Origin of the sequence: Mycobacterium sp. ITM-2016-00318 (genome assembly GCF_002968285.2) — a bacterium.
GTDB lineage: Bacteria > Actinomycetota > Actinomycetes > Mycobacteriales > Mycobacteriaceae > Mycobacterium.
In genome coordinates, this window is the sequence record NZ_CP134400.1 from 301,280 (window position 1) to 327,826 (window position 26,547).

Annotated in this window: 30 protein-coding genes; 12 read left to right on the top strand and 18 right to left on the bottom strand. The window is 65.5% G+C overall.

Annotated elements, in window-relative coordinates:
• Positions 1–12: 12 nt before the first annotated feature.
• The 3 genes from C6A82_RS01405 to C6A82_RS01415 are packed head-to-tail and all read right to left on the bottom strand — an operon-like array spanning position 13 to position 2,936.
• The gene (locus C6A82_RS01405) at positions 13–1,026 is read right to left on the bottom strand and encodes a hypothetical protein (protein ID WP_105343483.1); all 1,014 of its coding nucleotides are present in this window, start codon (positions 1,024–1,026) and stop codon (positions 13–15) included.
• 8 nt (positions 1,027–1,034) lie between these two features.
• On the bottom strand, positions 1,035–2,354 hold the full coding sequence (locus C6A82_RS01410; RefSeq protein ID WP_105343485.1) for a peroxidase: 1,320 nt from the start codon (positions 2,352–2,354) through the stop codon (positions 1,035–1,037).
• Between the two features lie 21 nt (positions 2,355–2,375).
• A complete protein-coding gene (locus C6A82_RS01415) occupies positions 2,376–2,936 on the bottom strand; it encodes a hypothetical protein (RefSeq protein ID WP_105343487.1) in 561 nt (186 codons plus the stop codon).
• A 297-nt stretch (positions 2,937–3,233) separates the two neighbouring features.
• Here C6A82_RS01415 and C6A82_RS01420 point away from each other — a divergent pair, with 297 nt between their 5' ends.
• On the top strand, positions 3,234–3,509 hold the full coding sequence (locus C6A82_RS01420; RefSeq protein ID WP_233216832.1) for a hypothetical protein: 276 nt from the start codon (positions 3,234–3,236) through the stop codon (positions 3,507–3,509).
• 41 nt (positions 3,510–3,550) lie between these two features.
• The gene (locus C6A82_RS01425; protein ID WP_105343490.1) at positions 3,551–3,949 is read left to right on the top strand and encodes a heme-binding protein; all 399 of its coding nucleotides are present in this window, start codon (positions 3,551–3,553) and stop codon (positions 3,947–3,949) included.
• A gap of 10 nt (positions 3,950–3,959) precedes the next feature.
• Here the strand turns inward: C6A82_RS01425 and lysE are convergent, their stop codons facing one another.
• Positions 3,960–4,559, bottom strand: coding sequence for an L-lysine exporter (lysE, locus tag C6A82_RS01430; RefSeq protein WP_105343492.1), 600 nt, complete (start codon positions 4,557–4,559; stop codon positions 3,960–3,962).
• Between the two features lie 71 nt (positions 4,560–4,630).
• Between lysE and C6A82_RS01435 the strand changes: the two genes are divergently transcribed.
• From C6A82_RS01435 to C6A82_RS01445, 3 genes are all read left to right on the top strand, one after another.
• Positions 4,631–5,506 (top strand): LysR family transcriptional regulator ArgP, encoded by an 876-nt coding sequence (locus tag C6A82_RS01435; RefSeq protein ID WP_311101609.1) that lies wholly within the window; start codon positions 4,631–4,633, stop codon positions 5,504–5,506.
• 122 nt (positions 5,507–5,628) lie between these two features.
• The gene (locus tag C6A82_RS01440; protein ID WP_311101611.1) at positions 5,629–6,951 is read left to right on the top strand and encodes a hypothetical protein; all 1,323 of its coding nucleotides are present in this window, start codon (positions 5,629–5,631) and stop codon (positions 6,949–6,951) included.
• Positions 6,952–7,060: 109 nt separating this feature from the next.
• Positions 7,061–7,942 carry a mycofactocin-coupled SDR family oxidoreductase gene (locus C6A82_RS01445; protein ID WP_105344441.1) on the top strand — a complete coding sequence of 294 codons (882 nt, stop codon included), beginning with the start codon at positions 7,061–7,063 and terminating at the stop codon, positions 7,940–7,942.
• Positions 7,943–7,991: 49 nt separating this feature from the next.
• On the opposite strand, the gene C6A82_RS01450 is transcribed toward C6A82_RS01445, so the two are convergent.
• Positions 7,992–9,785, bottom strand: a complete 1,794-nt coding sequence (locus C6A82_RS01450) for a thiamine pyrophosphate-requiring protein (protein ID WP_105344442.1) — start codon at positions 9,783–9,785, stop codon at positions 7,992–7,994.
• Between the two features lie 121 nt (positions 9,786–9,906).
• Here C6A82_RS01450 and C6A82_RS01455 point away from each other — a divergent pair, with 121 nt between their 5' ends.
• The 3 genes from C6A82_RS01455 to C6A82_RS01465 all read left to right on the top strand — a co-directional run bounded on the left by C6A82_RS01455 (position 9,907) and on the right by C6A82_RS01465 (position 12,004).
• Positions 9,907–10,374: a hypothetical protein gene (locus C6A82_RS01455; RefSeq protein WP_105344459.1), complete on the top strand. Its 468-nt coding sequence runs from the start codon at positions 9,907–9,909 to the stop codon at positions 10,372–10,374.
• Positions 10,375–10,415: 41 nt separating this feature from the next.
• Complete coding sequence (locus C6A82_RS01460) at positions 10,416–11,039, top strand: TIGR03085 family metal-binding protein (protein ID WP_105344443.1); 624 nt, start codon at positions 10,416–10,418, stop codon at positions 11,037–11,039.
• Positions 11,040–11,113: 74 nt separating this feature from the next.
• On the top strand, positions 11,114–12,004 hold the full coding sequence (locus C6A82_RS01465) for a mycobacterial-type methylenetetrahydrofolate reductase (RefSeq protein WP_105344445.1): 891 nt from the start codon (positions 11,114–11,116) through the stop codon (positions 12,002–12,004).
• On the opposite strand, the gene C6A82_RS01470 is transcribed toward C6A82_RS01465, so the two are convergent.
• The 3 genes from C6A82_RS01470 to C6A82_RS01480 all read right to left on the bottom strand — a co-directional run bounded on the left by C6A82_RS01470 (position 12,001) and on the right by C6A82_RS01480 (position 14,500).
• A complete protein-coding gene (locus tag C6A82_RS01470) occupies positions 12,001–12,648 on the bottom strand; it encodes a GAP family protein (RefSeq protein WP_105344447.1) in 648 nt (215 codons plus the stop codon). The genes C6A82_RS01465 and C6A82_RS01470 overlap by 4 nt on opposite strands.
• Positions 12,649–12,750: 102 nt before the next feature.
• Entirely contained in the window at positions 12,751–13,164 is a 414-nt protein-coding gene (locus C6A82_RS01475; protein WP_105344449.1) for an STAS domain-containing protein, read from the bottom strand.
• 55 nt (positions 13,165–13,219) lie between these two features.
• Positions 13,220–14,500, bottom strand: coding sequence for a DNA polymerase domain-containing protein (locus tag C6A82_RS01480; RefSeq protein WP_105344461.1), 1,281 nt, complete (start codon positions 14,498–14,500; stop codon positions 13,220–13,222).
• A gap of 65 nt (positions 14,501–14,565) precedes the next feature.
• Between C6A82_RS01480 and fadD2 the strand changes: the two genes are divergently transcribed.
• Positions 14,566–16,257 carry a long-chain-fatty-acid--CoA ligase FadD2 gene (fadD2, locus tag C6A82_RS01485; protein WP_105344451.1) on the top strand — a complete coding sequence of 564 codons (1,692 nt, stop codon included), beginning with the start codon at positions 14,566–14,568 and terminating at the stop codon, positions 16,255–16,257.
• A gap of 12 nt (positions 16,258–16,269) precedes the next feature.
• Here fadD2 and C6A82_RS01490 read toward each other — a convergent pair whose 3' ends face one another.
• The 8 genes from C6A82_RS01490 to C6A82_RS01525 form a co-directional block, all read right to left on the bottom strand.
• The gene (locus C6A82_RS01490; RefSeq protein ID WP_105344453.1) at positions 16,270–16,743 is read right to left on the bottom strand and encodes a hypothetical protein; all 474 of its coding nucleotides are present in this window, start codon (positions 16,741–16,743) and stop codon (positions 16,270–16,272) included.
• Positions 16,744–16,870: 127 nt separating this feature from the next.
• Complete coding sequence (locus C6A82_RS01495; RefSeq protein ID WP_105344455.1) at positions 16,871–17,200, bottom strand: hypothetical protein; 330 nt, start codon at positions 17,198–17,200, stop codon at positions 16,871–16,873.
• 36 nt (positions 17,201–17,236) lie between these two features.
• A complete protein-coding gene (locus C6A82_RS01500; protein ID WP_199193713.1) occupies positions 17,237–17,512 on the bottom strand; it encodes a hypothetical protein in 276 nt (91 codons plus the stop codon).
• A 128-nt stretch (positions 17,513–17,640) separates the two neighbouring features.
• Positions 17,641–17,817 (bottom strand): hypothetical protein, encoded by a 177-nt coding sequence (locus C6A82_RS01505; protein ID WP_233216890.1) that lies wholly within the window; start codon positions 17,815–17,817, stop codon positions 17,641–17,643.
• 9 nt (positions 17,818–17,826) lie between these two features.
• The gene (locus C6A82_RS01510) at positions 17,827–18,072 is read right to left on the bottom strand and encodes a LysR family transcriptional regulator (protein ID WP_396836847.1); all 246 of its coding nucleotides are present in this window, start codon (positions 18,070–18,072) and stop codon (positions 17,827–17,829) included.
• Positions 18,073–18,132: 60 nt separating this feature from the next.
• Positions 18,133–20,325 (bottom strand): acyl-CoA dehydrogenase, encoded by a 2,193-nt coding sequence (locus tag C6A82_RS01515; protein WP_105344457.1) that lies wholly within the window; start codon positions 20,323–20,325, stop codon positions 18,133–18,135.
• 85 nt (positions 20,326–20,410) lie between these two features.
• Positions 20,411–21,550, bottom strand: a complete 1,140-nt coding sequence (locus C6A82_RS01520; RefSeq protein ID WP_311101612.1) for an alpha/beta hydrolase — start codon at positions 21,548–21,550, stop codon at positions 20,411–20,413.
• Complete coding sequence (locus C6A82_RS01525; protein ID WP_105341301.1) at positions 21,547–21,879, bottom strand: hypothetical protein; 333 nt, start codon at positions 21,877–21,879, stop codon at positions 21,547–21,549. Before C6A82_RS01525 ends, C6A82_RS01520 begins: the two co-directional genes overlap by 4 nt.
• Before the next feature lie 111 nt (positions 21,880–21,990).
• Here C6A82_RS01525 and C6A82_RS01530 point away from each other — a divergent pair, with 111 nt between their 5' ends.
• Complete coding sequence (locus tag C6A82_RS01530) at positions 21,991–22,569, top strand: VOC family protein (RefSeq protein WP_105341299.1); 579 nt, start codon at positions 21,991–21,993, stop codon at positions 22,567–22,569.
• On the opposite strand, the gene C6A82_RS01535 is transcribed toward C6A82_RS01530, so the two are convergent.
• Entirely contained in the window at positions 22,566–23,192 is a 627-nt protein-coding gene (locus C6A82_RS01535) for a TetR family transcriptional regulator (protein WP_105341297.1), read from the bottom strand. The genes C6A82_RS01530 and C6A82_RS01535 overlap by 4 nt on opposite strands.
• Positions 23,193–23,267: 75 nt before the next feature.
• Between C6A82_RS01535 and C6A82_RS01540 the strand changes: the two genes are divergently transcribed.
• Together C6A82_RS01540 and C6A82_RS01545 are read left to right on the top strand one after the other, a co-directional pair.
• Positions 23,268–24,122, top strand: coding sequence for an oxygenase MpaB family protein (locus C6A82_RS01540; RefSeq protein WP_311101613.1), 855 nt, complete (start codon positions 23,268–23,270; stop codon positions 24,120–24,122).
• Between the two features lie 51 nt (positions 24,123–24,173).
• Complete coding sequence (locus tag C6A82_RS01545) at positions 24,174–25,067, top strand: class I SAM-dependent methyltransferase (protein WP_105346878.1); 894 nt, start codon at positions 24,174–24,176, stop codon at positions 25,065–25,067.
• Positions 25,068–25,080: 13 nt separating this feature from the next.
• Here C6A82_RS01545 and C6A82_RS01550 read toward each other — a convergent pair whose 3' ends face one another.
• Positions 25,081–26,292, bottom strand: a complete 1,212-nt coding sequence (locus C6A82_RS01550; RefSeq protein ID WP_105346879.1) for a S9 family peptidase — start codon at positions 26,290–26,292, stop codon at positions 25,081–25,083.
• Between the last annotated feature and the right edge of the window lie 255 nt (positions 26,293–26,547).

A 26,547-nucleotide genomic window follows, 5' to 3' on the forward strand; every position in this document is an offset into this window, starting at 1 on the left:
CGCCCAACGGCATTACTTCATTGTCGCCAGGTTGTGCCACAGGTTCTTCAAGCTGTCGGTGCCGCCGAACAGCGTGGTGAAGTGGGTGGAGTCGATCAGCACGATGTCGCCTGAGCGCTGTCCGTTCGGCGGCATCCAGATCAGGGCATTGAACTCGGTGTTGCCTTCCGCGGTGAAGGGATGCGGACGGTTGGGGTCGACACGTTGTTTCCCGAGCACCCGCAGGGTGTCGCTTTCCGGCGCCGTGAGTTCGTAGTGCGGCAGGTGGGGGTGGAAGTTGAAGGTGGTGACATTGTCGAGCAGTCGGGCGTTGTCGAGATCGCGGACCGCGGTAAGGGGTGCGATGTCCTTGGTGCCCTCGACGACGGCAGGCCGCAGTCCCCAGATGTTGTGCACGGGCACGTCGAGTGCCCGCATCAGGGAGCGGGTGTACTGGCTGAACCGCTGTTGGCGTGGCACGAGCCGGTCGCCGTGGTGGAGGTACTCGACCTGGCGCTGCTCGTAGTCGTCGGTGAAGCCCACATCGTGATGCGGTGCCAGCAGCAGACAGGTGCCCTCCCGGTTGAGCCACTCTTTGATCGCGGCGATCTCCTCGGGTGCCGCCTCCTGTTCGCCGAGCAGGTGGTCGAGCCCGAAGACCATCAGCGTGTCGGTGTCGGCCAGAATCCGTTCGTCGATCGGCAGCTTGTAGCCGGCCTGGTCGATGCGCTGGTAGACGGCGACCGGGTGCCCGGTGGCTTCTCCGGCGAGCTCCTGGAATGCCAGGGCCGAGCGGTGAAAGAGCTCCAGAGTGCCCGCAACGCCCTGTAAGAAATTGGCGGCGTTGTATTCCTCGGTCTCGTAGGCGGGCCACAGGACGCTGCGCACTTCGGTCATCGTGGAGAACCGGTTCTCGATGATGGCCGGATCTCTTTGTGCCTCCCAGGGATAGCTCCACGTCCAGTAGATACTGATGCGGCGGCCGCCGGTGTGGGCGCGCGGGACGTGGTTCTGATTGTAGGTGCGGGGTAGCGGTAGCGTGCTCATGATGTTCCTTATGTGCCTAGCGTCGCGAGATACCGCATGGCGTTGATGCCGGGCAAGAAGAAGTAGGCCCCACCCGTCAAGGTGGTGAATGCCGGCAGGCCCTTGTGTACCTTGCGAATCGGCCGCTTTGGGACTGTGAAGTCCAGTGTGCCGTCTTGAGTTCCGCAGATCGGGTCGTGCTCGTTGTCGAGTTCGTGGAACGTACGGTCGTTGATCCACACGTTCTGAGCGAACTCGAACTGCCGAACCAGGTCTGCGCAGATGATGAATGCGGCGATACCGCGATCCACCCCGTCATCTTCAGCGCCATCAGCAAGCGCGAGTCCATAGGTAGCGCCGCGACGGATCATTCTGCGGCGATTCATGTTGTGGGCGGTATCTCGTGGATTGAGGCGCCGCGCGTGCGAGCCCAGGGGACAGGCGTACCCGTGCGGATCCATCTCTTTGTAGTTGAAGTCGTTGTTGCGCATGGAGTCCGCGCCCAGTTCGGGGTCGTCCTTGTCCGGCGCCAGCACAAGCGGGGCACCGCTGCGCCACCGCCCCATGAACTTCGCGGCCAGCAACTCCTCCTCGTCAGGCGTCTGCGCATTCTGTCGCAGATAGTCTCGGAACAGCACTACATGTTCCTGCAGTCGCCGATACGCCGCGTAAGTTCCGTTGCGGGACAACGTTTCCGGCTGGGGCAAGTTACCAACGGGCCCCCATTCATCCGGGTACCCGAGCAGGAACTCGCCCGGCTTTAGGGCGGCACCTGAACCCGGTGTGGGTTCCTCGCCCGAACCCTCGATCACCGGCTGTGACAGCCGGTCTCGGAACCCGAAGTGATCGTGCGCATAGTTGAACGGCGGCGTCGCGTTCAGGTCCAGATACGACAGCCGGCGAACGCCGTCACATCTGGCCACCAATTCGTCGTGCGCCGAGGTCGCTCGGCTGTGCTCGTCGTCGTCGCGCGCGAACAAGATAGCGATGGCGTGCAAGTCGTTGCCGGCCAACCCGCCCTCCCAGTGGTCCGGGTGATTGCGTCCGGTGTCGCCGAGGATGTCGGCGCGGGCGGCCATGCCCTCGCGGAACGCGTCGGGGAAGGTCGCCAACGAATCCTCTGGCACCCCGAGCGCCCGCAGCCCGTGCCATGTGAATCCAAGCGTGACCCAGCGTTTCGTGGCATCCATCGTTTCCCGCACTGACGCCGCGGATTCCACGACATCGGTCAGTTCCGACAGCCAAGCTCGTCCACCGGCCGGGTCGTCAAACGACAAAAATTCGTAGCGGCCGGTCATCGAAGGGGTTCGAGTCAGCAGGATGTGTTGAATGTCGTCGAGCTCAAGCATGGGTGAGCACTTCGCCGAGGTTCACTGCATTTGATCGAGCATTGTGGAGAATGCCGCCTTCAGGCGCAGCGCCTTCTTGATTTCGTCCGCAGTCACAAACGGGTATTCGCCGTACTCCAGGAAGCTCGGATAGTGATGCTCCCGAACGAACTTGATGAACGCCTCAGGGTTTTCCTTCCAATCTTCCGGGAACCCCTCGAGGTTTGTGAAGACCGTTGTGATGCCCGTTGCGCTGAACAAAGCGACCGCATCCTCGGTGTACTTATCGAAATCCGTGTCGAAGATACCCTGGTATTGGAAATGCAGACCCGATCCGACGTCGAAGAGCACCCAGCGCAGGTAGTGCAGGCGCAGCGGTGCCAACGCCTCTGGACTCGCCGCGATGGTCTCCTCGATAGTTTTTCCGTAAGCGCGGACGGCCTCTTCACGGCCTTCCTTGACCTTCGCGATGATCGAGAACCCGTAACACGCGGGGGTCCTCGGAAATATCGGGCCGTACCGCCCGCGCTCCTCTTCGAAGTAGCCCTCTGGGGGGATGGCCATCGCCGACGGCGTCGTCCAGTCATGATCCGTTGTCGTCATATTCACCCTTCACTCAAATCCTATGTTGCCGACGGTACTCCGGTGTATCACCGCTACGACAGTTTCACCCCGAAATTGCGCAGTCGACATGTCCTGTTCACAATATGAGCACACGAAGCTGTTTACCTAGCAGTACGAAGTTGTTTGCTTCGTCGGAAAAAATGGGGTATGTGACATCCCTGACCGGCCAATGAGAAAAAGCGCGCAAAATTTCAATTTTGGCCAACCCACTGCGATCGGCAGAACATACTCCCTGTACGGGTCGCCTGGCCCTACAAATCGAGAAAGGGAGCAGCCGTGCGATCAACACAGCGCTACCTGATATTGGGAATTGTGATGGCGTCCGCCCCATTCACGATCGTCGCCTCGCCACCCGCGAAGGCGGATTGCACCAACGCCGGCGCATCCACCGTGTGCGCCCAGGGAACCGTCCGCGGCGGTGGTCCGACCGCCCCTGTCGCGGGGCCGGCCTACCCCAGTTATTGCGCCGACCCCTGGTATTGCGACGACGGCTGGGATATGGACGTGATCATCGGACGGCCCGGCCGTCCCGGTGGTATCGGTCCGCGCTGAGCATTGCCATGTCTTGTCAACCACTCAATCAAGGAGCCACCATGTTCTTCCGTAGCGTGATTAGCGCCGGCCTGATCGCCGGGTCGATGCTCGTAGGTACCGCCGCAACCGCTGCCGCCGATCCGCCGGGCTGCACCGCCGCCGACCTCGCAGGCGTGATGTCCGGCGTCAACGCGGCGACGCAGTCCTACCTGTTCAGCCATCCGGATGTGAACGCCTTCTTCACCGGCCTCAAGGGCAAGTCCAGAGAACAGATGGCCACCGAAATCGCAGCGTACGCCGACGCGAACCCGCAGGTGCGAGACGAGCTTCGGGGAGTACGGCAGCCCGCCGCCGACTTCCGTGAACGCTGCAACGCGCCTGTCCCCGGCGGGCCTATGGGCGCGCCTGCCCCTGACGGGCCTATGGGCGCGCCTGTCCCCGAAGGGCCTATGGGGTAGAGGTCTTCGATTACACCGCGATCATCGCGACGCCGAGGCCGATCATCGTCGCGGCGATCAGCCCGTCGAGGATCCGCCACGTCATCGGCGTGGCGAACAGGCCGGCGAGGCGTCGTGCGCCGAGCCCCAGGCTCACGAACCACACCGCGCTCGCGGTCACTGCGCCGATGCCGAAGAGCCAGCGGCCGTCGCGATGCTCGTTGGCCAGCGCCCCAAGCAGCACGACGGTGTCGAGGTAGACGTGCGGGTTGAGAAATGTCATCGCCGCACATGTCACGAGGACCTCGGCCAGTCGGGCGGGCGCTGATTCCGACGGCGTCAGTGACGACGGCCGCCATGCTCGGCGCACGGCCAGCAGCCCGTAGCCGAACAGGAACACCGCTCCGCCGAACTTGGCGATGGTGACCGCGCTCGGGTGTGCGTTGATCAGCGCGCCCACGCCCGCGATGCCCGTAGCGATCAGCGCGATGTCTGACACCGTGCACATCGCGACGACCGGTAGCACGTACTCGCGCCGGATGCCCTGCCTCAGCACGAACGCGTTCTGCGCCCCGATCGCGGCGATGAGGGTGAACGAGGCCAGGAAGCCGACAATCAACGGCGAGTTCATCTCATCGACGCTAGGCATGCGCTGTCAATCAGTACAGCTAATGGTTCTTCACATGAATTAGAATTGCTAATGTGAAGATTGACGGGCAGCAGCTCGCCGCCTTTGCCGCCGTGATCGAGCACGGCAGCTTCGACGCCGCGGCGGATCGCCTGCACATCACGCCGTCGGCGGTGAGCCAGCGGATCAAGACGCTCGAGCAGCGCGTTGGCAAGGTCCTCGTCCGCCGCGAGAAACCCTGCGTCGCAACACCCGCAGGGATTCCGCTGCTGCGGCTCTCCGCCCAGACGGCATTGCTCGAGGCCGAAGCGCTGGCCGAACTGGGCGGCGGTTCGGCGCAGCACACGCGCGTCGCGATCGCCGCAAATGCCGATTCGATGGCGACCTGGTTCACCGCCGTGTTCGGTCGACTGCCCGGCGTGCTGTTCGACATCAGGATCGAGGATCAGGACCACTCGGCACGGCTGCTTCGCGAAGGCACGGTGATGGGTGCGGTCACCACCGAGCGCGCGGCCGTGCCCGGTTGCCGCGTGCTGCCACTCGGCGTGATGCGCTATGTCCCGGTGGCCGCACCCGGCTATGTCGAGCGGTATCTGCCCGACGGCTTCACTGCCGACGCCATGGGCTCCGCACCGTCGCTGGCGTGGAACCGCGATGACGCTCTGCAGGACTCGTTGCTTCGCAAAGCATTTCGGCGCGACATCAGGCGGCCGGTGCACTACGTACCCACCGCAGAAGGGTTCGGCGCAGCGGTCCGGACCGGCTTGGGCTGGGGCATGTTCCCTGACCGCCTCGCCGACGTCCACGAAGCCGACGGGACGTTCGTGCGGATATCCGATGTACACCTGGATGTGCCGCTGTTCTGGCAGTGCTGGAAGCTCGATAGTCCGCTGGTGGACACGATCACCGAGGCGGTGCGATCGGCCGCCGAGCGTCTGCTGTCTCGATGACCGTGACTTTGGTCGGGAATGCAGACGGAAGGAGCGCGAAATGCGACCATTGTCTCCAGATCACATCTTGGGGCTGTGCCCGCGGGCGGCAGGAGAAGAACGACATATCAAGACATGCGCGTATGGCTGCGGGCCTCTGCGTGCTCTCCGTGAGCCTGGTCTTCGGCGGATTCGGGGGAGCGGTCGCCGCCGCCGACACGGAAACCGACGGCTCGGTCAACGAAGCCCATGGGCTGACCGACACTGACCAAACGGTCGACGCGACGTCTGTCGAGCCGGCCGAAACCGCGGTGTCGCCAGGGGTGGTCGAAACGGTCCCGACGCTTGTCGGGGCCTTCGATACCGCTAGCCTGTTCGAGTCCGGCGAGCAGGAGTCGTCCCCGGACAATACCGCCGGCGGAACTGGCGAGGCGGAGCCCACAGGCTTGACGGGGCCGATGGCCCTCGGGGTGAGCACCGGCAGCGAGCCGGGCACGGATGCGCCCTTAGCGGTTGCGGACGACAACAAGGGCTCCGACTCGGTTCCCGCGGACGCCACTGCCGACGTGCACGAGCCGCAAGTCGTCGTCTCACACTCGCCGGTGACGGAACCGTCGCCGGCGCCGGAGTCGGTCGCGTCGGGTGCGGATTCCGCTCCACCCGCCGGTGACCCTACCGCGCAGGAGTCGACAGTTGTTCAACCGGTTGCCAACGACGTTGTCGATGCGGGGGATGCGTCTGCCCAGACCGAAGCCGCCCCTTCGGTGATAGGTCCGGCTGCTGCAGGCAACCTGATCGCGGTGCTGGCATACCTCTTCATCGGATCGCCCGGCGAGCACGCCTCGTTCCTCACATTGTCCGGGAGCCTGCTCTCGTTGCTCGGGTTCCCGATGGCGGGAGAAGTCGGCGCCGCGCCGATCACCGCGGGAGGAATCGGCGGAAGCCTGCTGGCCGGCGGAATGTTCACGGCCGCGCGCACGGCGCTGGTGTCATTCCTGTCAGCGCCCGCGAACTGGCCGGAGATGCTGATCGCTTCCGGCGGCTCACGCGGGCTGTCGCCGGCCGACGGCGTGTTGCATCGGGCCTTCGAGGGCATCTCCGCCACCGGGGTGAGAGAAGAGCACGTCTCCATGGCGCTCACCGACTCCGTTGTGCCCGAGCAGGTGCGGTCGATCCTTCGGCACGCCGTCGGCGCCGTGCTGGCGCCCCTGTCGCTACTGGTCCTTGCGCTGATGGCGTCGCCAGGCGTCGCGGGGCTCGTCCTCCTCGGCGCCGCAGGAACGTTTGTCGGCTACCGCCAGGCCAGGGCGGCATCCGTTCTGCGGGCAGTCGGTATCGGCCGCTTCGTGAAGGCGGGACCGTTGGGCGTCGTACGGTCAGGAGGCAGTGTCGCCGTGCATTTCCGGCAGGCGGATCCGGATCGTCGGCAGTCCCGCGGCACGGCCACGCTGGAGTCGGTGGCCTGAGCGGGACGGCCCGCCAGCCAACGTCTGTCGTGCAAGGATTGATTAAACCCGCTGCGTAAATTAGGTTCGCGTAGTTGGAGAATGACGTTTACGGATCGGCGGAGGACACATGGCGGGACGGCTAGAGGGCAAGGTCGCATTCATCACGGGTGGTGCCCGTGGTCAGGGCCGCGCACACGCGCTGGCCATGGCCAAGGAAGGCGCCGACATCATCGTCATCGACATCTGCCGCAATATCGACTCCAACCCGTATCCGCTGGCCACGCCCGATGATCTCGCCGATGTCGAGCGGTCGGTCAAGGAACTCGGCCGTCGGGTCTTCGCCAAGATCGCCGACGTCCGCGAACGCCATGAGCTTCGTGACGCCATCGAGGCGGGGGTCGCCGATATGGGCAAGCTCGACATCGTCGTCGCCAACGCGGGCATTCTGCCGATGGCGTTCGGCAATGAGTTCGATCCCATGCATTTCGTCGACGCCACCGACGTCGACCTGCTCGGCGTGATGAACACCGTCGCGGTGTCTCTCCCGCATCTGCCGAACGGCGCATCGATCATCATCACGGGTTCGACGGCGGGAATGATCAAGGGGACCAGCGACAACCCGATGATGGGCCCTGGCGGCGCAGGATACGGCTGGAGCAAGCGGACACTGATCGACTACGTCGACACCCTTTGTCTGCAGGTGGCGCCCAAGATGATTCGGGTCAACGCCATGCACCCCACCAACGTCAACACCCACCTGCTGCAGAACGACGGCATCTACAGTGTGTTCCGTCCCGACATGATGGCGGAGGGCAAGAAGCCGACCCGCGAGGACGCCGAACCGGCCTTCACTTACTTCAACGCCATGCCGATTCCGTATGTCGAGCCGGAAGACATCGCCAATCTCGGCGTATTCCTCGCCAGCGAGGAAAGCCGCTACATCACCGGGCAGCACATCCGCGTCGATGCGGGCTCGATGTTGAAGTGGCCCAACGGTCCTGGAGCCTGAGCGCGCTACTCGGCGGGATGCTCCCTGTGAGTAATCCACGGCGGATCGGTCATGATCGCGAACTCGGGATGAACTCCTGCAGTTTGGTCTTGGCGCCCTGGTACACCAGGTGCCACGCGTTGGGGTCGCCGCGAAGCACCGCCGACGTGAGGTCCTTCATCTGCTCGTAGGTGGCGTGCGGGGGAATCGGCGGCACCTCCGGGTCGCACCTGATGTCGAGCAGGATGGGCCCTTCGGCGCTCAGGGCTGCCTCCCACGCGCCTGCCACCGCGTCATCGGTGTCCGCGGAGATGGCCTGCAGGCCCATGGACCGTGCTACGTCGGCGTACGAGACCTCCGGAAGTGATTGTGACTCCTCGAATTTCGGTGCGCCGCCCATTGCGCGCAGCTCCCACGTGACCTGGTTGAGGTCGTTGTTGTGGAAGACGCAGATGACCAGCCGCTTGTCGGGCCAGAGGTCTTGGTAGCGGCGGATGGTGAGCAGTTCGGCGAGCCCGTTCATCTGCATGGCGCCGTCGCCGACCAGCGCGATGACGGGGCGCGACGGGTGCGCGAACTTGGCGCCGATCGCGTAGGGCACCGCACAGCCCATGGTCGCCAGCGTGCCCGAGACAGATCCACGCATACCCGCACGAAACCGGACACACCTGGCGTACCAGTTGGTCGACGAACCCGAGTCGGCGGTCACGATCGCATCGTCGGGCAGTTGTTCGGAGAGCTCCCATGCCACGCGCATGGGATTGACGGGTTCGGCGGCCAGCAGGCTCTGCCGCCGCACGGTCTCCCACCACCGGCTGACACCGCTCTCGATGGTGTCCCGCCATGACGGGTCGGCCTTGGCTCGCAGGTGCGGGATCAGTGCGCCAAGGGCTGCCTTCGCGTCGGCGACGATGTTGATCTCGGTGGGATAGCGCATGCCGATCGAACTGCCGTCGGCATCGATCTGTATGGCGCGGGCGGCGCCGTACTCCGGAAGGAACTGGCTGTAGGGGAAGTTGGAGCCGACGATCAACAGGGTGTCGCAATCACGCATCAACTCATAGCTGGGCCTGGTACCCAACAGCCCGATCGCCCCGGTGACGAATGGCAGATCGTCAGGCAGAACGTCCTTGCCCAGTAGGGCTTTCGCCACCCCGGCACCGGTCAGCTCGGCGACCGCGGCCACCTCGGAGGCGGCGTTCCTTGCGCCCTGACCGATCAGGATCGCGACTTTCTCGCCGGCGTTGAGGATTTCGGCGGCCGCGCGAACCTGCTCTTCGGTCGGAGCGGCCAGGCCGATGGCATCGCCGGGGTCGCTCGACGGCACCTGCTTGAACACGTGCTGCGGCGGGCTGTATTTCTCCTCCTGCAGGTCGGAGGGGATGATGATCGCGGTGGGGGAGCGGCGCGTGCGGGCGGTTCTGATCGCGCGGTCGAGTGCCAGCGGAAGCTGTTGCGGCACATTGACTTCGACGAGATAGTCGCTTGCGACATCGCTGAACAGCACCTGCAGGTCCACCTCCTGCTGATAGCTCCCGCCCATCGCACTGCGTTCGGTCTGGCCGACGATCGCCACGACGGGCACATGGTCGAGCTTGGCGTCGTAGAGCCCGTTGAGCAGATGGATCGCCCCTGGCCCGGAGGTGGCCATGCAGACACCGACCTCACCGGAGAACTTCGCGTAGCCGGTGGCAGCGAAGGCGGCCATCTCCTCGTGGCGGGTCTGCACGAACCGTGGCCGGTTGTCCGCCCGACCGAAGGCCACGACAAGGCCGTTGATGCCGTCGCCCGGATAACCGAACACCTGGGTCACGCCCCACTGCCGAAGGCGTTCGAGGACGAAATCGGCGACATCTTGGCTCATGGGAAGCGCGTACCCGCGCGCCGGCGCCGTTAAGCGCGCGACCGGCTAACGGCCGCGCAGCCTGGCCGGCGAGACCATAGTCGAGCCCAGAGCGGTCTCGACCGGCTAACCTGAACGCGTGATGCGCATAGCGCTGGCGACCGCCGCGGCAACGGCCATGCTCGCCGTCTCGGTGCCGCCGTCGGTCGGCGCGGCGCCCGGAACCGACGACGCCGGCTACGTGGACTCGACGGCGCGCTGCGAAAAGCCGGCGACCGCTGTGCTTTTCGGCGCAACGGCCGACTCTCGCATGGCCATCTGCAAGGCGTCCGACGGCACGTTCTCCTATCGCGGTGTGCGGATCAGCGACGGCGCCAAACTGATCGTGCCCGCAGAGGAGTCGACGGACGGCGCGTTCGTCGCCGAGAACAGCGGAATCGAATACATGGTGACGAAGAAGTCTCTGGTCGTCAGCCAGGGCCGTGAGGTGCTGCGCGAGGAGCCGATGGTCGACTTCCACGGCGCACAGGCCGCCATTGCGCCGTCGACGCCGACCTCGCCGACGCCACTGCCGCCCCCGCTGCCCGCCGAGCGCACCGCCGAGGGCTGAGTCGGTCGGGCCTGCGCGCTGATCTCTGGCATGTTCGAGGGGTGACCGCAGCAGCCCGCGAACGCGCCGCCCTCGTCAACACGATGCGGGCCGTCGGCCCCGACGCTCCGACCCTGTGCGGGGACTGGACCACCCGAGATCTCGCCGCCCACCTGATCCTGCGCGAACGCCGGCCCGACGCGGCGGCAGGCATCCTGATCTCGAGGCTGGCGGGTTACACCGCGCGCAAGCAGCGCGAGCTCTCCGACGGCATCGAGTGGTCCGAACTGCTCACCCAGATCGCGTCGGGACCGCCGCTGTATTCGCCGCTGAAACTGCTCGACCCGCTGGTCAACACTACCGAGATGTTCATTCACCACGAAGACGTCCGTCGTGCAGGCCCCGGCTGGCAACCTCGGCAACTCGACGCCGACCTGGCGACCGCACTGCGCAGACAGGTCCGCCTTGCGATCCGGATGTCGCTCGGCCGCGCTTCCGCGGCGGTGACGCTGCACGACACCGACGGCGCGACGCTGGCGTCGATCGGCACGGGGCCGCCATGTATGATCACCGGAGCCCCGCCCGAACTGCTGCTCTTCCTGTCCGGCCGTGACGCCGCCGACATCGAGTTCACCGGAGACGACGCGACGATCTCCGCAGTGCGCTCCGCCCGTCGCGGGCTTTAGGCCCACTCCGCGATTTCGAAACCTACAGTTGCCCTCTGTATCGTGGGTCGGTCGTCTTGATCAGGAGCAACGCTGTGACCCTCAACACTATTGCGCTCGAGCTCGTGCCTCCCAATGTGGAGCGCGGGCAGGAGTATGCGGTGGAAGAGGCACGCAAGGTCGCGCGGATCTCCGCGGAGTCCGGTCTCGCGGGCCGGATCAAGCACGTGATGATCCCGGGAATGATCCCCGAGGACGACGACCGGCCCGTGCCCATGCTGCCCAAGCTCGACGTTTTGGACTACTGGTCGCTCATCCGGCCCGAACTGCCCGGTCTTCGCGGGCTGTGCACGCAGGTCACCCCCTTCATGGACGAGGCGGCCCTCGGCAAGCGGCTGACCACTCTCGGTGATGCCGGCTTCGAGGGCATCGTCTTCGTCGGGGTACCGAGGACGATGAACGACGGTGAAGGTTCCGGTGTCCCGCCGACGGATGCGCTGTCGATCTACAACAAGACCGTCGACAACCGCGGCGTGATTCTGATCCCGACCCGCGAGGGTGAAGCGGGCCGGTTCGACTTCAAGTGCAATCAGGGCGCCAACTTCGGCCTGACGCAGCTGCTGTACTCCGACGCGATCGTCGGATTCCTCTCCGATTTCGCCAAGAACACCGACCATCGGCCCGAGATTCTGCTGTCGTTCGGCTTCGTGCCCAAGGTCGAGACCAGGGTCGGTCTGATCGACTGGCTGATCCAGGATGCGGGCAATGAGGCCGTCGCCGAGGAGCAGGAATTCGTCCGGTCGCTGGCCGGCCGCGACCCCGCGGACAAGCGTGCGCTGATGGTCGATCTGTACAAGCGGGTGATCGACGGCGTCGTCGACCTCGGGTTCCCGTTGAGCGTCCACTTCGAGGCGACGTACGGCGTATCCGGTGCGGCGTTCGAGACATTCTCGGAGATGCTCGCCTATTGGTCTCCGGACCGTTAGAGCGCGCGAATGCCGGTGTAAGCCAACAGAACACCGACGACGAGCAGAATGACTGCCGTTGCGGCGGCATGTTCGCGCTGCATCCACTTCCTCACCCGTTCGAGCTGATCGTCGACGCGCTTGCCGGCGACGACGTAGGCGAGTATCGGTGCGATCACCGTCGAGCCGGCAAGCGCTGTGTAGAACGCGACGGCGAGCCACACCATTGCGCCTGCGGCGGAGGTCCCGATGATCAGACCCGCCGCGGCATTCATGACGAGCACCTTGGGATTGGCCACCACCAGCCCGAAGCCGATGATCCCAGCGCCGGCGGGGGTGATCTTGGCGAGCCGGTCGAGGAATGCGGGTGGGCGGGTGGTCCGGGTTCGGGTCAGCCATCGGCCGATGGCCGCGACGATGAGCAGCATCCCGAGCCCGATCCGGACCCACGGCATCCACGGCGGCGTCTCATCGAGCCCGTGGACGAGATGGGGGACCGCCACGAAGAGAGCGGTCATCGCGGCGAGCCCTGCGAGCCAACCGGCCATGAAAGCAAGGCCCGTGGGGCGGGGATGATCGGTGTGCAGTACCAGCACAACCGCCGGGACTATCGAAACCGGCGACAGTGCGACAACGAGTGCGAGCGGGAAAAGCTCGCCGAGCAACGACTGAGCGGACTAGCGGGCAGCAGCGGGGGTCGTCGTGTGCCTGACATGCAGCAGGCGGGTCAACCAGCGGAGATCGATTAACACGTGCTCGCTCTTTTCCTAGGCGGTCTTGGTGAGTAGTGGAAGCAAACGGCGGCGTTCGCTCATGCTCGTGGCGAATTCATGGAGCGCTTCGGCGACCGAACCCACGGTGGGGAACGTCTCACCTTCACCGAACAGCCGCAAGTTGCGAATAACAGGCTGGCTGGCAACGACTGCCCATTCGACACTGGCGATCTCACAGTTCTCGTCGATGTCGTGGAGCAGCGAAATACATTCCGGCGAAAAGGAATTCACGCCGGTCAGATCCAACACGAAAGGCTTCTCCGTCAGGACGAAGCGCCGTGCGTAGGCGCCGATGCGATCGAGGTTCGACTCGTCGATGTCACCGGTCACCGTCACCACGGTCGCCAGCTGACGACACAGCGCGCGCATCTGCGCGCCGTTGCAATCGACTGCTTGGTTTCCGTACATGCCTAAAACCTAGGCCGCTGATCTAAGGCATTGGGGAGCGTGCGGTAATACTTTGCTAAGAACAGTTTTTCGAATCTGCGCCCGACGGTCTGCGGAACTGCGCGCCGGAGTAGTTTTCCCACGGGCTGTAGTCCGCCAGCAGCGCTTCCTGTGGTGGACGCCGGTCTTCTGGCACGTGTTGAAGATTGATCCGGACGCGGTACCAGATCGAACTCGGACCGCGCATACCGTCGAGTAACACGTCCGCGGGCTTAAGTTTCTTAGCCACTTCCTCATATTTGGCACGCCAGACGTCCAGCGCGGCCAACGCCTCGTCCTTCGTCTTGGTACGGGCGATCTCGATCAGCGGCTTCGAGGAGATCCGGCTGCCGCCGCCGGTGCCCTTCTTCGCACCCTTCGGGGCCTTCTCGGCGGGGCCGAGGCGATCGGCGAGGTCGAGCAACTGATCCAGGGTGCCTGCGGCGTCGTCCATGCCCTCCCACGGATCGCCGCGTTCGGCGAAGCGCTGCGGCACCGTGGCGATGGTGAAGTTCTCCGCGCGGCAGTCGACGACCTCGTCCCACACCAGCGGTGTCGAAACCCGGGCGTCGGGCGTGGCCCGCACCGAGTAGGCCGAAGCCACCGTGCGGTCGAACGCGTTCTGGTTGAAGTCGACGAAGACGCCTTCGCGTTCTTCCTTCCACCATCGGGCGGTGGCGTGATCGGGCGCGCGTCGCTCGACTTCCCGAGCGATGGCCTGTGCGGCCAGCCTGACGAACTTGAACGGCCACCGCCGCTCGACGCGCGCATAGATGTGGAATCCGCGTGAACCCGATGTCTTCGGCCAGGCCGTCAATCCGTGGTCCTCGAGCACCTCGCGCGCGACTAGCGCGACGTGAATGATCTGGCGCCAGTCGACCCCCGGCATCGGGTCGAGGTCGACGCGCAGCTCGTCGGGGTGGGCGAGATCGTCGGCGCGCACCGGATGCGGATTGAGGTCGACGCAGCCGAGGTTGATCGCCCATGCCAGGCCTGCTGCGTCGTGCAGCACGGCTTCCTTGGCCGATGTGCCGGAGGCGTACTTCAGCTCCGCGACATCGACGTAGTCGGGCCGGTTCTTCTCGGGTGCCCGCTTCTGGAAGACGGCCTCTTCGGTGATGCCCTTGACGAATCGTTTGAGGATCATCGGCCGTTCCGCCACGCTGCGCAGCGCGCCGGGAGCAACAGCGAGGTAGTACCGGATCAGGTCGAGCTTGGTGACGCCGAGGTCGGGGAAGACGACCTTGTCGGGATTGCTGATGGGCACCTGCTCACCGTCGACCTCCAGGTGTTCGACCTTGGCGGACGATGCGGCCATGAGGCCATGGTAGTGACGCAGCACGTTCCTGCCGCGCTGCGACGTGCGTCACATATTGTGGTGCCATGCCGAAGCTCACCGATCTTCCCCTGCAGGCAGCGGCCAAACTCCAGCAGTCCATCGGACCTTATGTCGAACGCGGTGCAGCCGAGCTGCACTACGCCCGCAAGATGTTCGAAGCGGGCGCACTGAAGCTGGAGCCGCCGCAGAACATCGTCGCGTTCCTGGCCGACATCCGGCGCTGGGGCGAATTCGGCATGATTCCGGCGTTGAACGCCCGCCGCACCCCGAACCGGACGGCGGTCATCGACGACGACGGTGAGCTGAGCTTCGCCGAACTCGACGAGGCCGCGCATGCCGTCGCCAACGGCCTGCTGGCGATGGGCGTGAAGGGCGGCGACGGGGTGGCGATCCTGGCCCGCAATCACCGCTGGTTCCTCGTCTCGGTCTACGGCGCTGCCCGCGTCGGCGCCCGCATCATCTTGCTCAACAGTGAATTCTCCGGCCCGCAGATCAAAGAGGTGTCCGAGCGCGAGAACGCGCACGTGATCATCTACGACGACGAGTACACCAAGGCGGTCGCATCTGCCGAGCCGCCGCAGGGCAAGCTGCGCGCGCTCGCCACCAACCCGGACAAGGACGAGCCGTCGGGCAGCACCGACGAGACGCTCGCCGACCTCATCAAGCGCAGCAGCAAGCAGCCTGCGCCGAAGGTGACGAAGCACTCGTCGATCATCATCCTGACGAGCGGCACCACCGGTACGCCGAAGGGCGCCAACCGAAGCACGCCGCCGTCGCTCGCGCCCATCGGTGGCGTGCTGTCGCACGTCCCGTTCAAGGCGGGTGAGGTGACGTCCTTGCCTGCGCCGATGTTCCACGCACTCGGCTTCCTGCACGCCACCATCGCGATGATGCTCGGCACCACATTGGTGCTGCGACGACGCTTCAAGCCCGCGACCGTGCTCGGCGACATCGAGAAGAACAAGGCGACCGCGATGGTCGTCGTACCGGTGATGTTGTCCCGGCTCCTCGACGAGCTCGAGAAAACGGAGAAGAAACCCGACCTGTCGTCGCTGCGCATCGTGTTCGTCTCGGGTTCGCAGCTGGGCGCCGAGTTGGCCACACGGGCGCTCAAGGACCTCGGTCCGGTGATCTACAACCTGTACGGGTCGACGGAGATCGCGTTCGCGACGATCGCGCGGCCGAAGGACCTGTCCATCAACCCGGCCACCGTCGGGCCGGTCGTCAAGGGCGTGAAGGTCAGGATCCTCGATGACAACGGCAACGACCTGCCGCAGGGTGAGGTGGGCCGGATCTTCGTCGGCAACACCTTCCCGTTCGAGGGCTACACCGGCGGCGGCCACAAGCAGATCATCGACGGGCTGATGTCGTCGGGTGACGTCGGATACTTCGATGAGAACAATCTGCTCTACGTCAGCGGGCGCGACGACGAGATGATCGTGTCCGGCGGCGAGAACGTCTTCCCCGCCGAAGTCGAGGACCTCATCAGCGGCCATCCGGACGTCGTCGAGGCCACCGCGCTCGGTGTCGAGGACAAGGAGTGGGGCCATCGGCTGCGCGCTTTCGTGGTCAAGGCCGACGGCGCCAGCGTCGACGAGGACGCGATCAAAAACTACGTGAAAGAGAATCTCGCCCGCTACAAGGTGCCGCGGGAAGTCGTCTTCCTCGACGAGCTGCCGCGCAACCCGACCGGCAAGATCCTCAAGCGCGAACTCCGCGAAATGGAAGTGGAGTAGAGCTTTTCGCGGCTACTGGCCGGCGGGCGGCTGCTGCTGATCCTGTGGTGGCGTTGCGGCGCCGACGATCTGCTGGGCGGCGTCCGATCCCTGTTGCGCGACATCGCCTCCCACGAACGTGTCCTCGGCGGTGCAGTTGCCCGCATGGACGGGCCCGGAGGGAATGCCGGACGAGGCCATTTCTGATGGGATGCCGCCTGGGGGAATGTAGATCGGGAAACCGTTCATCCTCATGCACACGCCTCCCGGCGCACCTGATGTCGGGTAGGGGCTGGCGGCCGGTGCCTGGTTGAGAGCGTGGTTGGCCTGATCGGTTGCAGAACCGACGATGGCGGCCGGATCGGGCGGCTTCTGCTGTTGTTGGCACGGCACATCGTCCGGATTGCAGGGAGGCGGCTCGGCACTCGCAATCGGCGCCAAGGCGATGATGGCGCCCGCGGCGGCTCCTAGCACGAGGGTGGCGGCAGCGGTGATGCGCTTCGGCATGCGGTCGTCCTTAGTGGCAAAGTGAAGCGCCCGATGTGGCGCTTGCTGTCAACACTGGCAGCGCACCACGACCCTCGCAATGCGGTTTGCTGACTTTGAATTCAGTTAGTTGCGAAGGCAACCAAAATCAGCGCACACCACTTGCGTACATCGCCGCTGACCAGGGAATCGACAGGCAAACCAGCATGAGGGTCAGCAGAAACCAGCCTGCGCCCTGCCAGACCGGCCACGTACCGCCGACGCGCCAGGCCCGGTAGGCCCTCACCAGAGCGCCGACGCCGCCGATCAAGAGGACCGCGGGAACGGCGGAGGCAAGCACGACCGACCCCCTGTCGACGACGGCGAAGACGACGAACGCGATGGCTGCCACGATGATCACGCCGACCCCGTAGGTGACGGCGGCGCGTAGCGCAGCCGGGTCACGCCAACGCTTTTCGACATCTCGTGCGTCGCTCATGTGAGGCGGGTTCCCGGGACGGGCGCGGGAAAACTATCAGGGGCCGTTGACGTACCAGGACAGGCATCCCGGGCGGTTCCGGCACGCGATGATGGCCCCCGCGTCGGGCGCGGCCCCGCGCACCCTCGGACCGCGGGGCGGGAGATTGCAGTTGACCACGTACGGGTTCCACGGGATGACGCCGTTGACGCACGGTTGGGCGGAGGATCGGGGAGCCGTGTCAGGGATCAGCGCGGGCGTCGCTGTGAGGAAGGCGGTCCCGGCGGCGCCGCCGAGCAGCAGGCGCAGTGTTCGTTGTCGGAAGCTTGTCATCTCGTCACCGCCAACAACTTCGAAGAGCCTGCTATTTCGAGGATAGACCTCGATCGCGCGACCAACGGCGGAATCGCATTGCGCGGCACGGTCTGATGTGCGCGACCGGGAAGTGCAGGATTCTCCCGTCAGTACTCGATGGCTTCGATCAGCGGGGACGGCTCGTCCATCATCGCCCAGAACCGATCGCGGATCTTCACCGTCAGCGGGCCGGGTTCGCCGTTCCCGACCGGCTCGTCATCGAGCGAATTGATCGGTGTGACACCGCCTACCGCTGCGTCGATCCCGTGCAGGGCCTCGTGCACCTTGGGCAATTATGCGGCGCCGAGTTCGGTCAGGGCGACCTCCCGGGTGCGGGTGAACAGCATGACACCCAGGTGGTGCTCGAGCTGCTTGATCGCCGTCGACAGCGCGGGCTGCGTGATGAACAGCCGCTCGGCGGCGCGCCGGTAGTTGAGCTCCTCGCCGAGCACGGCGAAGTACCGGAGTTGGCGCAGCGTGACGTCGGTAGTCGTGACCGAACTCCTTTCCGCGGACGGGGATCCACCCGCGGAAGCCAGGGTGTCACGCCACCGCGCGCGTCGCCCACAGTTGGTCGAGGCAAACCGCCGTGAGCTGCGCTACGGATCGCGGGGAAGACCCAATAGCCGCTCGGCGATGATGTTGAGCTGCACCTCCGTGGTGCCACCGTAAATGGTGGTGGCCCTGCTGTAGAGCAGATGCTCCGCCCACTTGCCCTGTGGCGATTCGGGATCGCCGATCGCGCCGTCGGTGCCGAACGACGACACCGCGAACTCCGCGTAACCCTGGCCGGTACGCATCGACAGCAGTTTCGAGATCGCCGCGGCGGGCATCGGATCGCCGCCCGCCAGCGTCAGCAGCGTCGAGCGCATGTTCAGGATCTTGGCGGCGTGGCCCTCGGCGATCAGCCGCCCGGCCCGGTTCTGCGCGATCTGGTCGAACTGGCCGTCGCGGATGAACTCGATAAGGCCGTCCAGGCTCGCCATTCCCGGCGGCTCGCTGCTGCCGATCGACACCCGCTCGGCGGTCAGCGTGTTGCGGCTGACCTCCCAGCCGCGGTCCACCTCGCCGAGCACATACTCGTCGGGAACGAAAACGTCGTCGATGAAGACGGTGTTGAACATCGCGTTGCCGGTGAGCTCGCGAAGCGGCTTCACCTCGACGCCCTCGCTGCGCATATCGAGCAGGAAGTACGTGATGCCATTGTGTTTCGGAGCGCTCGGGTCCGTTCTCGCCAGCAGAGCGCCCCACTGCGACCACTGCGCCGCGGTGGTCCAGATCTTCTGACCGGTGATGCGCCAGCCGCCGTCGACCTTGGTGGCCTTCGTGGAGAGGCTGGCCAGGTCGGAACCCGCACCCGGCTCGGAAAAGAGCTGGCACCAGACCATTTCGCCGCGGAACGTCGGCGGCAGGAACCGCTGCTGCTGCTCGTCGGTGCCGAACGCGACGATGGACGGAATGATCCACGCCGCGATGCCCATCTGCGGGCGCTTCACCATGCCGCTGGAGAACTCCTGGGCGATGATGATCTGCTCGACGGGATCCGATGCCCGTCCCCACGGTTTCGGGAGGTGCGGTTGGACCCAACCGCCTTCTGCGATCGCGACGTTGCGCTCGGCACCGCGGGGCAGCGCCTTGAGCGCGGCCACCTCGGCGCGGATCTCTTCGCGCAGCTTCAACGTGTCAGGATCGAGGTCGATGTCGAGCTTGCGCATCCCCGTCGTGGTCGCGACGTCGACGACCTGCTGTGGGTAGTCCGCGGCGCGGCCGAAGCATGCCGCCAGCACGAGCGCGCGGCGGTAGTAGACGTTAGTGTCGTGCTCCCACGTGAAACCGATGCCGCCGTGCACCTGGATGCAGTCCTGCGTGCACCGCTGCGCCGCGACCGGCGCGAGAGTCGCCGCGACGGCCGCCGCGAACTCGAATGCGCTGTTGTCGGACCCTTCGCGCGACTCGTCGATCGCCCGCGCGGCATCCCAGACCGCCGCGGTGGCGCGCTCGGTGTCGGCGATCATCTCGGCGCACTTGTGCTTGATGGCCTGGAACTGACCGATCGGCCTGCCGAACTGCTCGCGAATCTTGGCGTAGCCCGATGCGGTGTCGGTCGCCCACCGCGAGACCCCGACCGCTTCGGCCGACAGCAGCGTCGACATCAGTGCGCGGGCCAGCGTCTGGCTCAGGTTGCTCAGCACCCGGTCGTCGCCGACCTCGACGGCGTTCGCACGGACGTGTGCGAGCGGGCGTAGCGGATCGACGCTTTTGACGGGCTCGATCTCGAGTTGGCCTGCGTCGAGAACCACCCATTCCTCACCGCTGTCGATCGCCACCGGCAGGACAAGCACCGAGGCCTGCGCGGCGGCGGGGACGGCGCGCACTTCGCCGCGGATGACGAGGTCGTCGCCCTGGCGGGTGGCGGTCAGCCCGGAGTCGATGGCGTACGCGGCGATCAACTCCCCGGAGGCCAGATCGTTGAGCAGGGCAGCCCCGGGGTCGTGCGCGGCAACCAGCGCGCTGGCGATCGCGGAAGGGACGAACGGCCCGGGCACTGCGCCGTAGCCGAATTCAGCGAGCACGATCGCCAGTTCGAGGATGCCGAAGCCCTGTCCGCCGACCGCTTCGGAGAGATGTACCCCTTGCAGACCCTGCTCAGCGGCGGCCTTCCAGTACGGCGGCGGGTTGGAGATCGGCGTCTCCAGCGCCTCGTGCAGGACGTCGGATGGCGCCACTTTCGCGACGAAGGACCGAACCGAGTCGGCCAGGTCGTTGTGCTCAGGATTCACTGCAATGGGCATGCCGAGTTGCCTTCCCTAATAACCGGTCGGTTGGGAACGACATTACCCGCGTGATCAGGTGACCCCTCGAAGGGCCAATCGCACGTTAGCGCCAGCGCTTCGCGATCCATCTGGCGATGGTGTCGGCCTTCTCGCTGCGCGCGCCGGGGGTGGTGAAGTAGTGATCGGTGTCGATGGCGCACTGCGTCTTGTCCTTGGTCGCCAGCGCGTCGAATATGCGCTGGGCGTCGGATGGGAAGACTCCGGTGTCCTGTTCGGCATTGATCACCAGCGCCGGGCAGTCGATGCGGGCAAGATGCGGCTCCGCGCGCGTCTGCGCATGGCGCAGGCTCCACATGCCGAGCCAGCTGCGCAGCGTCGAGGCGGCTGCGATGCCGTGCGCCGACCTGTTGGCCTTGGCAGGCTCGCCGACGTAGCACATGTTCGCCGGCCGCCCGGAGGGCTCGAGCGTGGGATCGACCATTCGCGGATCGGCCCAGGTGCGCAGCACCGTGAAAGGGCGGTCGGAGAAGCCGGCGGCGCGGACTCTCTTGAGCTCACGTTCTGCCCAGTCGGTGATCGCGTTGTTGCGGGTGACCTGTGCCGACCGGTAACGGGTGATGAAGTCCTCGCTGTAGGGTGGCCCGTTCTTGGGGTCGAACAGATCCAGTCCAGGATCCGTTGCGAGCGGGTCTATTTCGTCGGTCACCGAGGCGTCCATCCACGCGGTGAGGACATCGGGGCGACCGGGGTGCGCCGCGGTGGCGACGTATCCGTCGGCGGCGGGCAACTGGTCGAGGCCCACGGCGGGACGCATACCCTCCATCGGTGCAACGTGGGGATCGACCGCCTGCGCCTGGTAGGCCGCCATCAGCGAACCACCGCCGGAATTCCCCAGCAGCACAACTGTTTCCACGCCCTGCACCTCGCGCAGCCATCGCACCCCGACGCCGATGTCGACAAGGGCGTGGTCGAGCAGGAAGCTGCTCTCGAACCCCCGGAACCGGGTGTTCCAGCCGAGGAACCCGACGCCGCGGGTGGCCATGTAGTCCGCGAGATAGTGCTCGGAGAAGTCGATCTGATAGTGGGCGGCGATCATCGCCACCTTCGGTTTGCGTCCGACTCCGCGGTGATACAGGCCCTGACATGGGTGGCCGCCCGAACCCGCCCGTCTCGCGGTGGGGGAGTCCAATCCGATGAATTCGCGGGTCACTCCCGGTGTGCCCGAGGACGGTGTCCTTGTCATGTCGGTCCGGTCTCCTTGTGATAGATCGTCCGGTGAAAGACGTCGGCCAAGCAGAATTGGTTGAGCATGGAAACTAACGCCAGCGCAAAGAGTCTCGGGTCGCCGCCCCGGCAGTGGCCGTCGCACTGGACGGTGCGCACCATCGATTTCTTGGAGTCGTAACCGTTGTCGGACGACCCCGCCGACCTGTCTGCCTCACCGGCGGTATCGGACACGGTGTTAGCGAGAAAACCCTTGCGCGCGATCACCGCTCGCACGGCAGCATCAATAGCCGCTTGCGTCTGCCGCCCCCGTGCGGCCGGCAGCACGTCTCGCGGATTGACCGTCACAGTTCTCCTCCGCCCAGGACACTGCGGTCATTGCTCCAACCTGAACCTGATGTTAGATTCAGATCTTGCTCGCGGCAGGAGTTTCGCGTAGTTGGCTCGAGGGGACGCGACATGATCAGGCCCGATAATCAAAATTCGGAATTTCAGCTCGGCGGCATCAACCACGTCGCGCTGGTCTGCTCGGACATGGCCAGGACGGTCGACTTCTATTCGGGCGTGCTGGGGATGCCGTTGATCAAGTCGCTCGACTTGCCCGGCGGTATGGGCCAGCACTTCTTCTTCGACGCGGGAAACGGCGATTGCGTGGCGTTCTTCTGGTTCGCCGAGGCGCCCGACCGTGTTCCCGGCATCTCCTCACCTTCCGCGATCCCGGGAATCGGCGAGATCACCAGCTCGGTCAGCTCGATGAACCACCTCGCGTTCCACGTCCCCGCCGAGAAGTTCGACGAATACCGGCAGCGGCTGAAGGACAAGGGAGTCAGGGTCGGACCCGTGCTCAACCACGACGAGAGCCCGGCGCAGGTTTCTGCCACCGTGCACCCCGGCGTCTATGTGCGGTCGTTCTACTTCCATGACCCTGACGGCATCACACTCGAATTCGCTTGCTGGGTCAAGGAATTCACCGAGGCCGACACGCAGACCGAGCCCAGGACCGCAGCCGACCGCCGCCCGGCGGTACCGGCGCGCTAGTCGCTGTAGAGGGCGGGGTCGTCCAGCGCGCCGAGGATCGCGGTGAGTTGGTCGATCAACTGCTCCTGGCTCAGGGCGATGTCGCCTGCCAGCCACGCGCTGAGGGTCTGTCCCACACCGCCGACGACGAACCGAACGGTTGCCTTGACACGGTCGTTGGCGTCCCCGCGTAGCAACGAGTCGACGTAGTGACTCGTCATGAGCGCGAAGATGTCGCCGAGTGCCCCACGCTTTCGCAGTATCACCGGGTCCGAGAGCCCGGTGTCGAACAGCACACGGCCGATACGCGCGTCGGCGCTGACGGTCCGTACCAGGTTGGCCATGCCTGCACGGTTCTGTTCGGAAGGGGGCGAGGTGGCCACCGCGGCCTGCGTGGACGTTGCGATGTCGGCGACGGCTGCGTCGAACACCGCGGCGACGAATTCGTCCTTGTCGGTAAAGCTCTCGTAGAAGTAGCGGGCAGTCAGACCCGAATGCCTGCAGACGGCCCGCACGGTCAATTCCCTGTCCGGGCTGCCGCCGAGCAGGTCAAGGCCCGCATCGAGGAGCCGGCGTCGGCGTGAGTCGATGCGCTCCGACGCCTCGACTCCGCGATAAGGGCGGATCTGGGCCACGGCGGCCATCCTGCCATCTTGACACTCGTCAACGGCCTGCGGCAGAATCTGACAACCATCGTTCTCACATTTAGGACAGGTTCAATGGCGATCCTTCAGAATCGGCGCCGCGTCTCGAAGCCCCGCGCCGAAGCCGTCGGCGGGATGCTGGGTGTCGGTCTGCTGGCCGGTGCCGCGAACGTGATCATGCAGCTGGCCCGGCCCGGTGTCGGCTACGGCGTGCTGGAGAGCCGGGTGCAAAGCGGGCGCATCGACCGCCACCCGATCAAGCGGGCCAGGACCACCTTCACCTACCTCGCCGTCGCCGTACAGGGCACGCTGGAACAGCAGGCCGCATACCGCCGTGCGGTGAACGGCGCACATGCCCAGGTGTATTCGACCGACGAAAGCCCGGTGTCGTACAACGCGTTCGACCCCGATCTGCAGATGTGGGTGGGCGCCTGCATGTACAAGGGCGTCATCGATGTCTACGAACTGTTCGTCGGCGAGATCGACGACGCCGCTGCGCAGCAGTTGTGGCACGAGGGCATAGCGCTCGGAACGATGCTCCAGGTACCGCGGGAGAAGTGGCCCGCGGACCAGGCGGCGTTCGATCGCTACTGGCACGAGTCGGTGGAGAAGGTGCACATCGACGACGCCGTGCGCGACTTCTTGTGGCCGATCGCCGCAGGCCGGGTGCGGGGGGTGAAACTGCCCGCATCGGTACAGCGCAGACTTGACGACTTCAACCTGTTGATCACTGGAGGTTTCCTGCCGCAGCGGTTCCGCGAGGAGATGCGCCTGGACTGGGACGACGACCGGCAGCGCCGCTTCGATCGCTTGATCAAGCGCCTCCGTACGGTGAACAACGCGCTGCCGCGAGTGCTTCAGGAGTTTCCCTTCAACTGGATGCTGAGGGATCTCGACTGGCGGATTCGCACCGGCCGACCGCTGGTCTAAGCGTGCGGCGCAGGTCAGCGGTCTGTCGAAATCCGCAGGTATACCGGAGTCATGCGTTCGGACAAGGACACTTGGGATATCACCACGAGCGTCGGTGCGACCGCGCTCTTCGTCGCCGCGTCGAGGGCCTTGGAGGCCAACAAGTCGGCTCCCCTTGTGGTCGATCCGTACGCGGAGATGTTCTGCAGGGCTGTCGGCGGTGAATGGGCCGATGTCCTGGACCGAAAGGCGCCGGAGAACAAGCTGGTGTCCGAGTTCGGCGAGCATTTCGTCAACTACCAGGCGGCTCGTACCAAGTTCTTCGACAACTACTTCTACGCGGCCGCCGACGCAGGCGTCCGCCAGATCGTCATCCCTGCCGCCGGGCTGGACTCCCGCGCCTACCGGCTCGCCTGGCCCAGCGGCACGGTCGTCTACGAGTTGGATCAGCCGCAGGTGCTCGAGTTCAAACGCGAAACTCTGCGTCGCAGCGGTGAGTCACCGACGGCCGAACGTAGAGAGATAGCGGTCGACCTTCGCGACGACTGGCAGGGCGCCCTGCTCGACTGCGGCTTCGATCCGACGACACCGTCGGCCTGGCTGGTCGAGGGATTGCTGGTTTATCTGCCCGCATCGGCGCAGGGCGAGCTTTTCACCGGCATCAACCAGCTGGGGGCGCCCGGCAGCCACGTGGCGGTCGACGACGGGAAACCGTTCGACCAGGACCTTTACGAGGCGGCGCGGGACGCGGAACGCACGGCTGCGGACGGGGCCAAATTCTTCTCGCTGGTCTACAACGAGCAACACGCCCCGGCGATCGACTGGTTCACCGATCACGGCTGGCAGGGCGCAGCGGTCGAGTTGCCCGACTACCTCCGGCACCTGAGGCGGCCGCTGCCGGACCCCGATTCCGAGGCATGGCCGATGTTCGCCAGCATTTCGCTGGTCAGCGCCATCAAGGGGTGATACAGCGGCTCGCCTAGCTGAACATGAAGTCGCGCATGAAGCGCGTCATCCTGCGCAGGTAATCCGGCTGGCTGACGTGCAGGATGTGGTTGCCCGGGAACCAGTGGAACGCGCAGCGATCCCAGTGCTCCCACAGCGTCTCGGCTTGCTGCGGCGGCGCGAGGCGATCGCCGAGACCGGCGATGATCAGCCGGCGGTCCTTTCCTACGAGTGCCGGATAGTTCAGCGGCGAGTGGAACATCGCTGCGGCGGCCTGTAATTCGGCGTTCGTATCGCTGAGCCTGTCGCCGAGCGCGACCAACATGTTCGCCGGCCACCATTCGTCGACCAGCTTCTCCGGCATGACGACGGGAACATTGGGGATGACGGCCTGGATGCGGTCGTCCGCACACGCGATCAACGCCGACGTGTACCCGCCGAGGGACATCCCGGTCAGCGCGATCCGGTCGACACCGGTGAACTCCAGATAGTCCATCAGCGAGCGGAAGTCGTACACGGCTTGTGCCATCGCCTCCGCAAACCCTGCGAAGCCGTTGGCGAACAAACCGTAACCGCTGTAGGGAGAGTACTTCTCGGCCCGACGACCGTGGAACGGCATTGTGTAGAGCATGATGTCGTAGCCCGACCGGTAGAACCACGGCAGCGAGAAGAACAGCCCGTTGAACATGTACGCCGACCCCATGAAGCCGTGTATCACACACAGCGTCGGGCGGGGCCCGTCGTCGTGGCGCCAATGTTGGGCATGCACCACGTTGTTGCGCTGATACGACCCGCACCGGTCGCGCATCGCGGGGTTGATCGCCCGGTAGCTGCTGTTGAATCGGATGTTGTGCACGCGGCCGTTGGCCATCCACTCCGCGACGGGGTTGGCCGGACGCGACGAGATCCGCGGCGCCTCGGTCGGTGTGGGGAACGCTTGCTCGGGATCCTTCGTCGCACCCAGTTCGGCGTAGTACCGCAGCGCATTGCGCTGCTCCCTGGCTCCCGAGCCGTTGAACGCGGACAACGCCACCTGAGGCAACATCGCTGCGCCGACGACAGACGCCAGTGCGGTACGCAGGCCGAGGTCGGCGATCGCCGAGGAGTCGACGATCAGCCGCTGGCGGAGGGTGAGATCGACGCGGCGCGGGAGACCGCGCGCGGTCGCGTCGGCGCCGGGAACGTCGGGTACAGGGATCGGTGGTGGCTCAACCGGCTCGGCGCTGGGCGGCTCGGAAGAGGACACCGCCCGATCGTACTGCGTATGCGAGGAGCGGTAGGGCTATGTCAACGGGCCGATGCCGACTGAGCCGCCGCAGCGTAGAAGAGGTTGCCGTAGCCGGTCGCCGAGAAGTTCCACAGGTGGAGCGCCACGGTGGCGACGAGCAGCGCGCCGAGCACCATCTGCGGACGCCGGTCGACGGACGGCTGTCATGCCGATCACCGTGCCGTGCATTGCTGGCGGCCGGGCTGCTGCGCCGCTGCGAACCACCTGTGAACA

What these genes read in the sequence shown, in the direction of transcription:
- C6A82_RS01405 (WP_105343483.1), bottom strand. Translation starts at nt 1,026, where the DNA reads ATGAGCACGCTACCGCTACCCCGCACCTACAATCAGAACCACGTCCCG.
- C6A82_RS01410 (WP_105343485.1), bottom strand. Translation starts at nt 2,354, where the DNA reads ATGCTTGAGCTCGACGACATTCAACACATCCTGCTGACTCGAACCCCT.
- C6A82_RS01415 (WP_105343487.1), bottom strand. Translation starts at nt 2,936, where the DNA reads ATGACGACAACGGATCATGACTGGACGACGCCGTCGGCGATGGCCATC.
- C6A82_RS01425 (WP_105343490.1), top strand. Translation starts at nt 3,551, where the DNA reads ATGTTCTTCCGTAGCGTGATTAGCGCCGGCCTGATCGCCGGGTCGATG.
- lysE (WP_105343492.1), bottom strand. Translation starts at nt 4,559, where the DNA reads ATGAACTCGCCGTTGATTGTCGGCTTCCTGGCCTCGTTCACCCTCATC.
- C6A82_RS01440 (WP_311101611.1), top strand. Translation starts at nt 5,629, where the DNA reads ATGGCTGCGGGCCTCTGCGTGCTCTCCGTGAGCCTGGTCTTCGGCGGA.
- C6A82_RS01445 (WP_105344441.1), top strand. Translation starts at nt 7,061, where the DNA reads ATGGCGGGACGGCTAGAGGGCAAGGTCGCATTCATCACGGGTGGTGCC.
- C6A82_RS01450 (WP_105344442.1), bottom strand. Translation starts at nt 9,785, where the DNA reads ATGAGCCAAGATGTCGCCGATTTCGTCCTCGAACGCCTTCGGCAGTGG.
- C6A82_RS01455 (WP_105344459.1), top strand. Translation starts at nt 9,907, where the DNA reads ATGCGCATAGCGCTGGCGACCGCCGCGGCAACGGCCATGCTCGCCGTC.
- C6A82_RS01475 (WP_105344449.1), bottom strand. Translation starts at nt 13,164, where the DNA reads ATGTACGGAAACCAAGCAGTCGATTGCAACGGCGCGCAGATGCGCGCG.
- C6A82_RS01480 (WP_105344461.1), bottom strand. Translation starts at nt 14,500, where the DNA reads ATGGCCGCATCGTCCGCCAAGGTCGAACACCTGGAGGTCGACGGTGAG.
- fadD2 (WP_105344451.1), top strand. Translation starts at nt 14,566, where the DNA reads ATGCCGAAGCTCACCGATCTTCCCCTGCAGGCAGCGGCCAAACTCCAG.
- C6A82_RS01490 (WP_105344453.1), bottom strand. Translation starts at nt 16,743, where the DNA reads ATGCCGAAGCGCATCACCGCTGCCGCCACCCTCGTGCTAGGAGCCGCC.
- C6A82_RS01495 (WP_105344455.1), bottom strand. Translation starts at nt 17,200, where the DNA reads ATGAGCGACGCACGAGATGTCGAAAAGCGTTGGCGTGACCCGGCTGCG.
- C6A82_RS01500 (WP_199193713.1), bottom strand. Translation starts at nt 17,512, where the DNA reads ATGACAAGCTTCCGACAACGAACACTGCGCCTGCTGCTCGGCGGCGCC.
- C6A82_RS01515 (WP_105344457.1), bottom strand. Translation starts at nt 20,325, where the DNA reads ATGCCCATTGCAGTGAATCCTGAGCACAACGACCTGGCCGACTCGGTT.
- C6A82_RS01520 (WP_311101612.1), bottom strand. Translation starts at nt 21,550, where the DNA reads ATGACAAGGACACCGTCCTCGGGCACACCGGGAGTGACCCGCGAATTC.
- C6A82_RS01530 (WP_105341299.1), top strand. Translation starts at nt 21,991, where the DNA reads ATGATCAGGCCCGATAATCAAAATTCGGAATTTCAGCTCGGCGGCATC.
- C6A82_RS01535 (WP_105341297.1), bottom strand. Translation starts at nt 23,192, where the DNA reads ATGGCCGCCGTGGCCCAGATCCGCCCTTATCGCGGAGTCGAGGCGTCG.
- C6A82_RS01540 (WP_311101613.1), top strand. Translation starts at nt 23,268, where the DNA reads ATGGCGATCCTTCAGAATCGGCGCCGCGTCTCGAAGCCCCGCGCCGAA.
- C6A82_RS01545 (WP_105346878.1), top strand. Translation starts at nt 24,174, where the DNA reads ATGCGTTCGGACAAGGACACTTGGGATATCACCACGAGCGTCGGTGCG.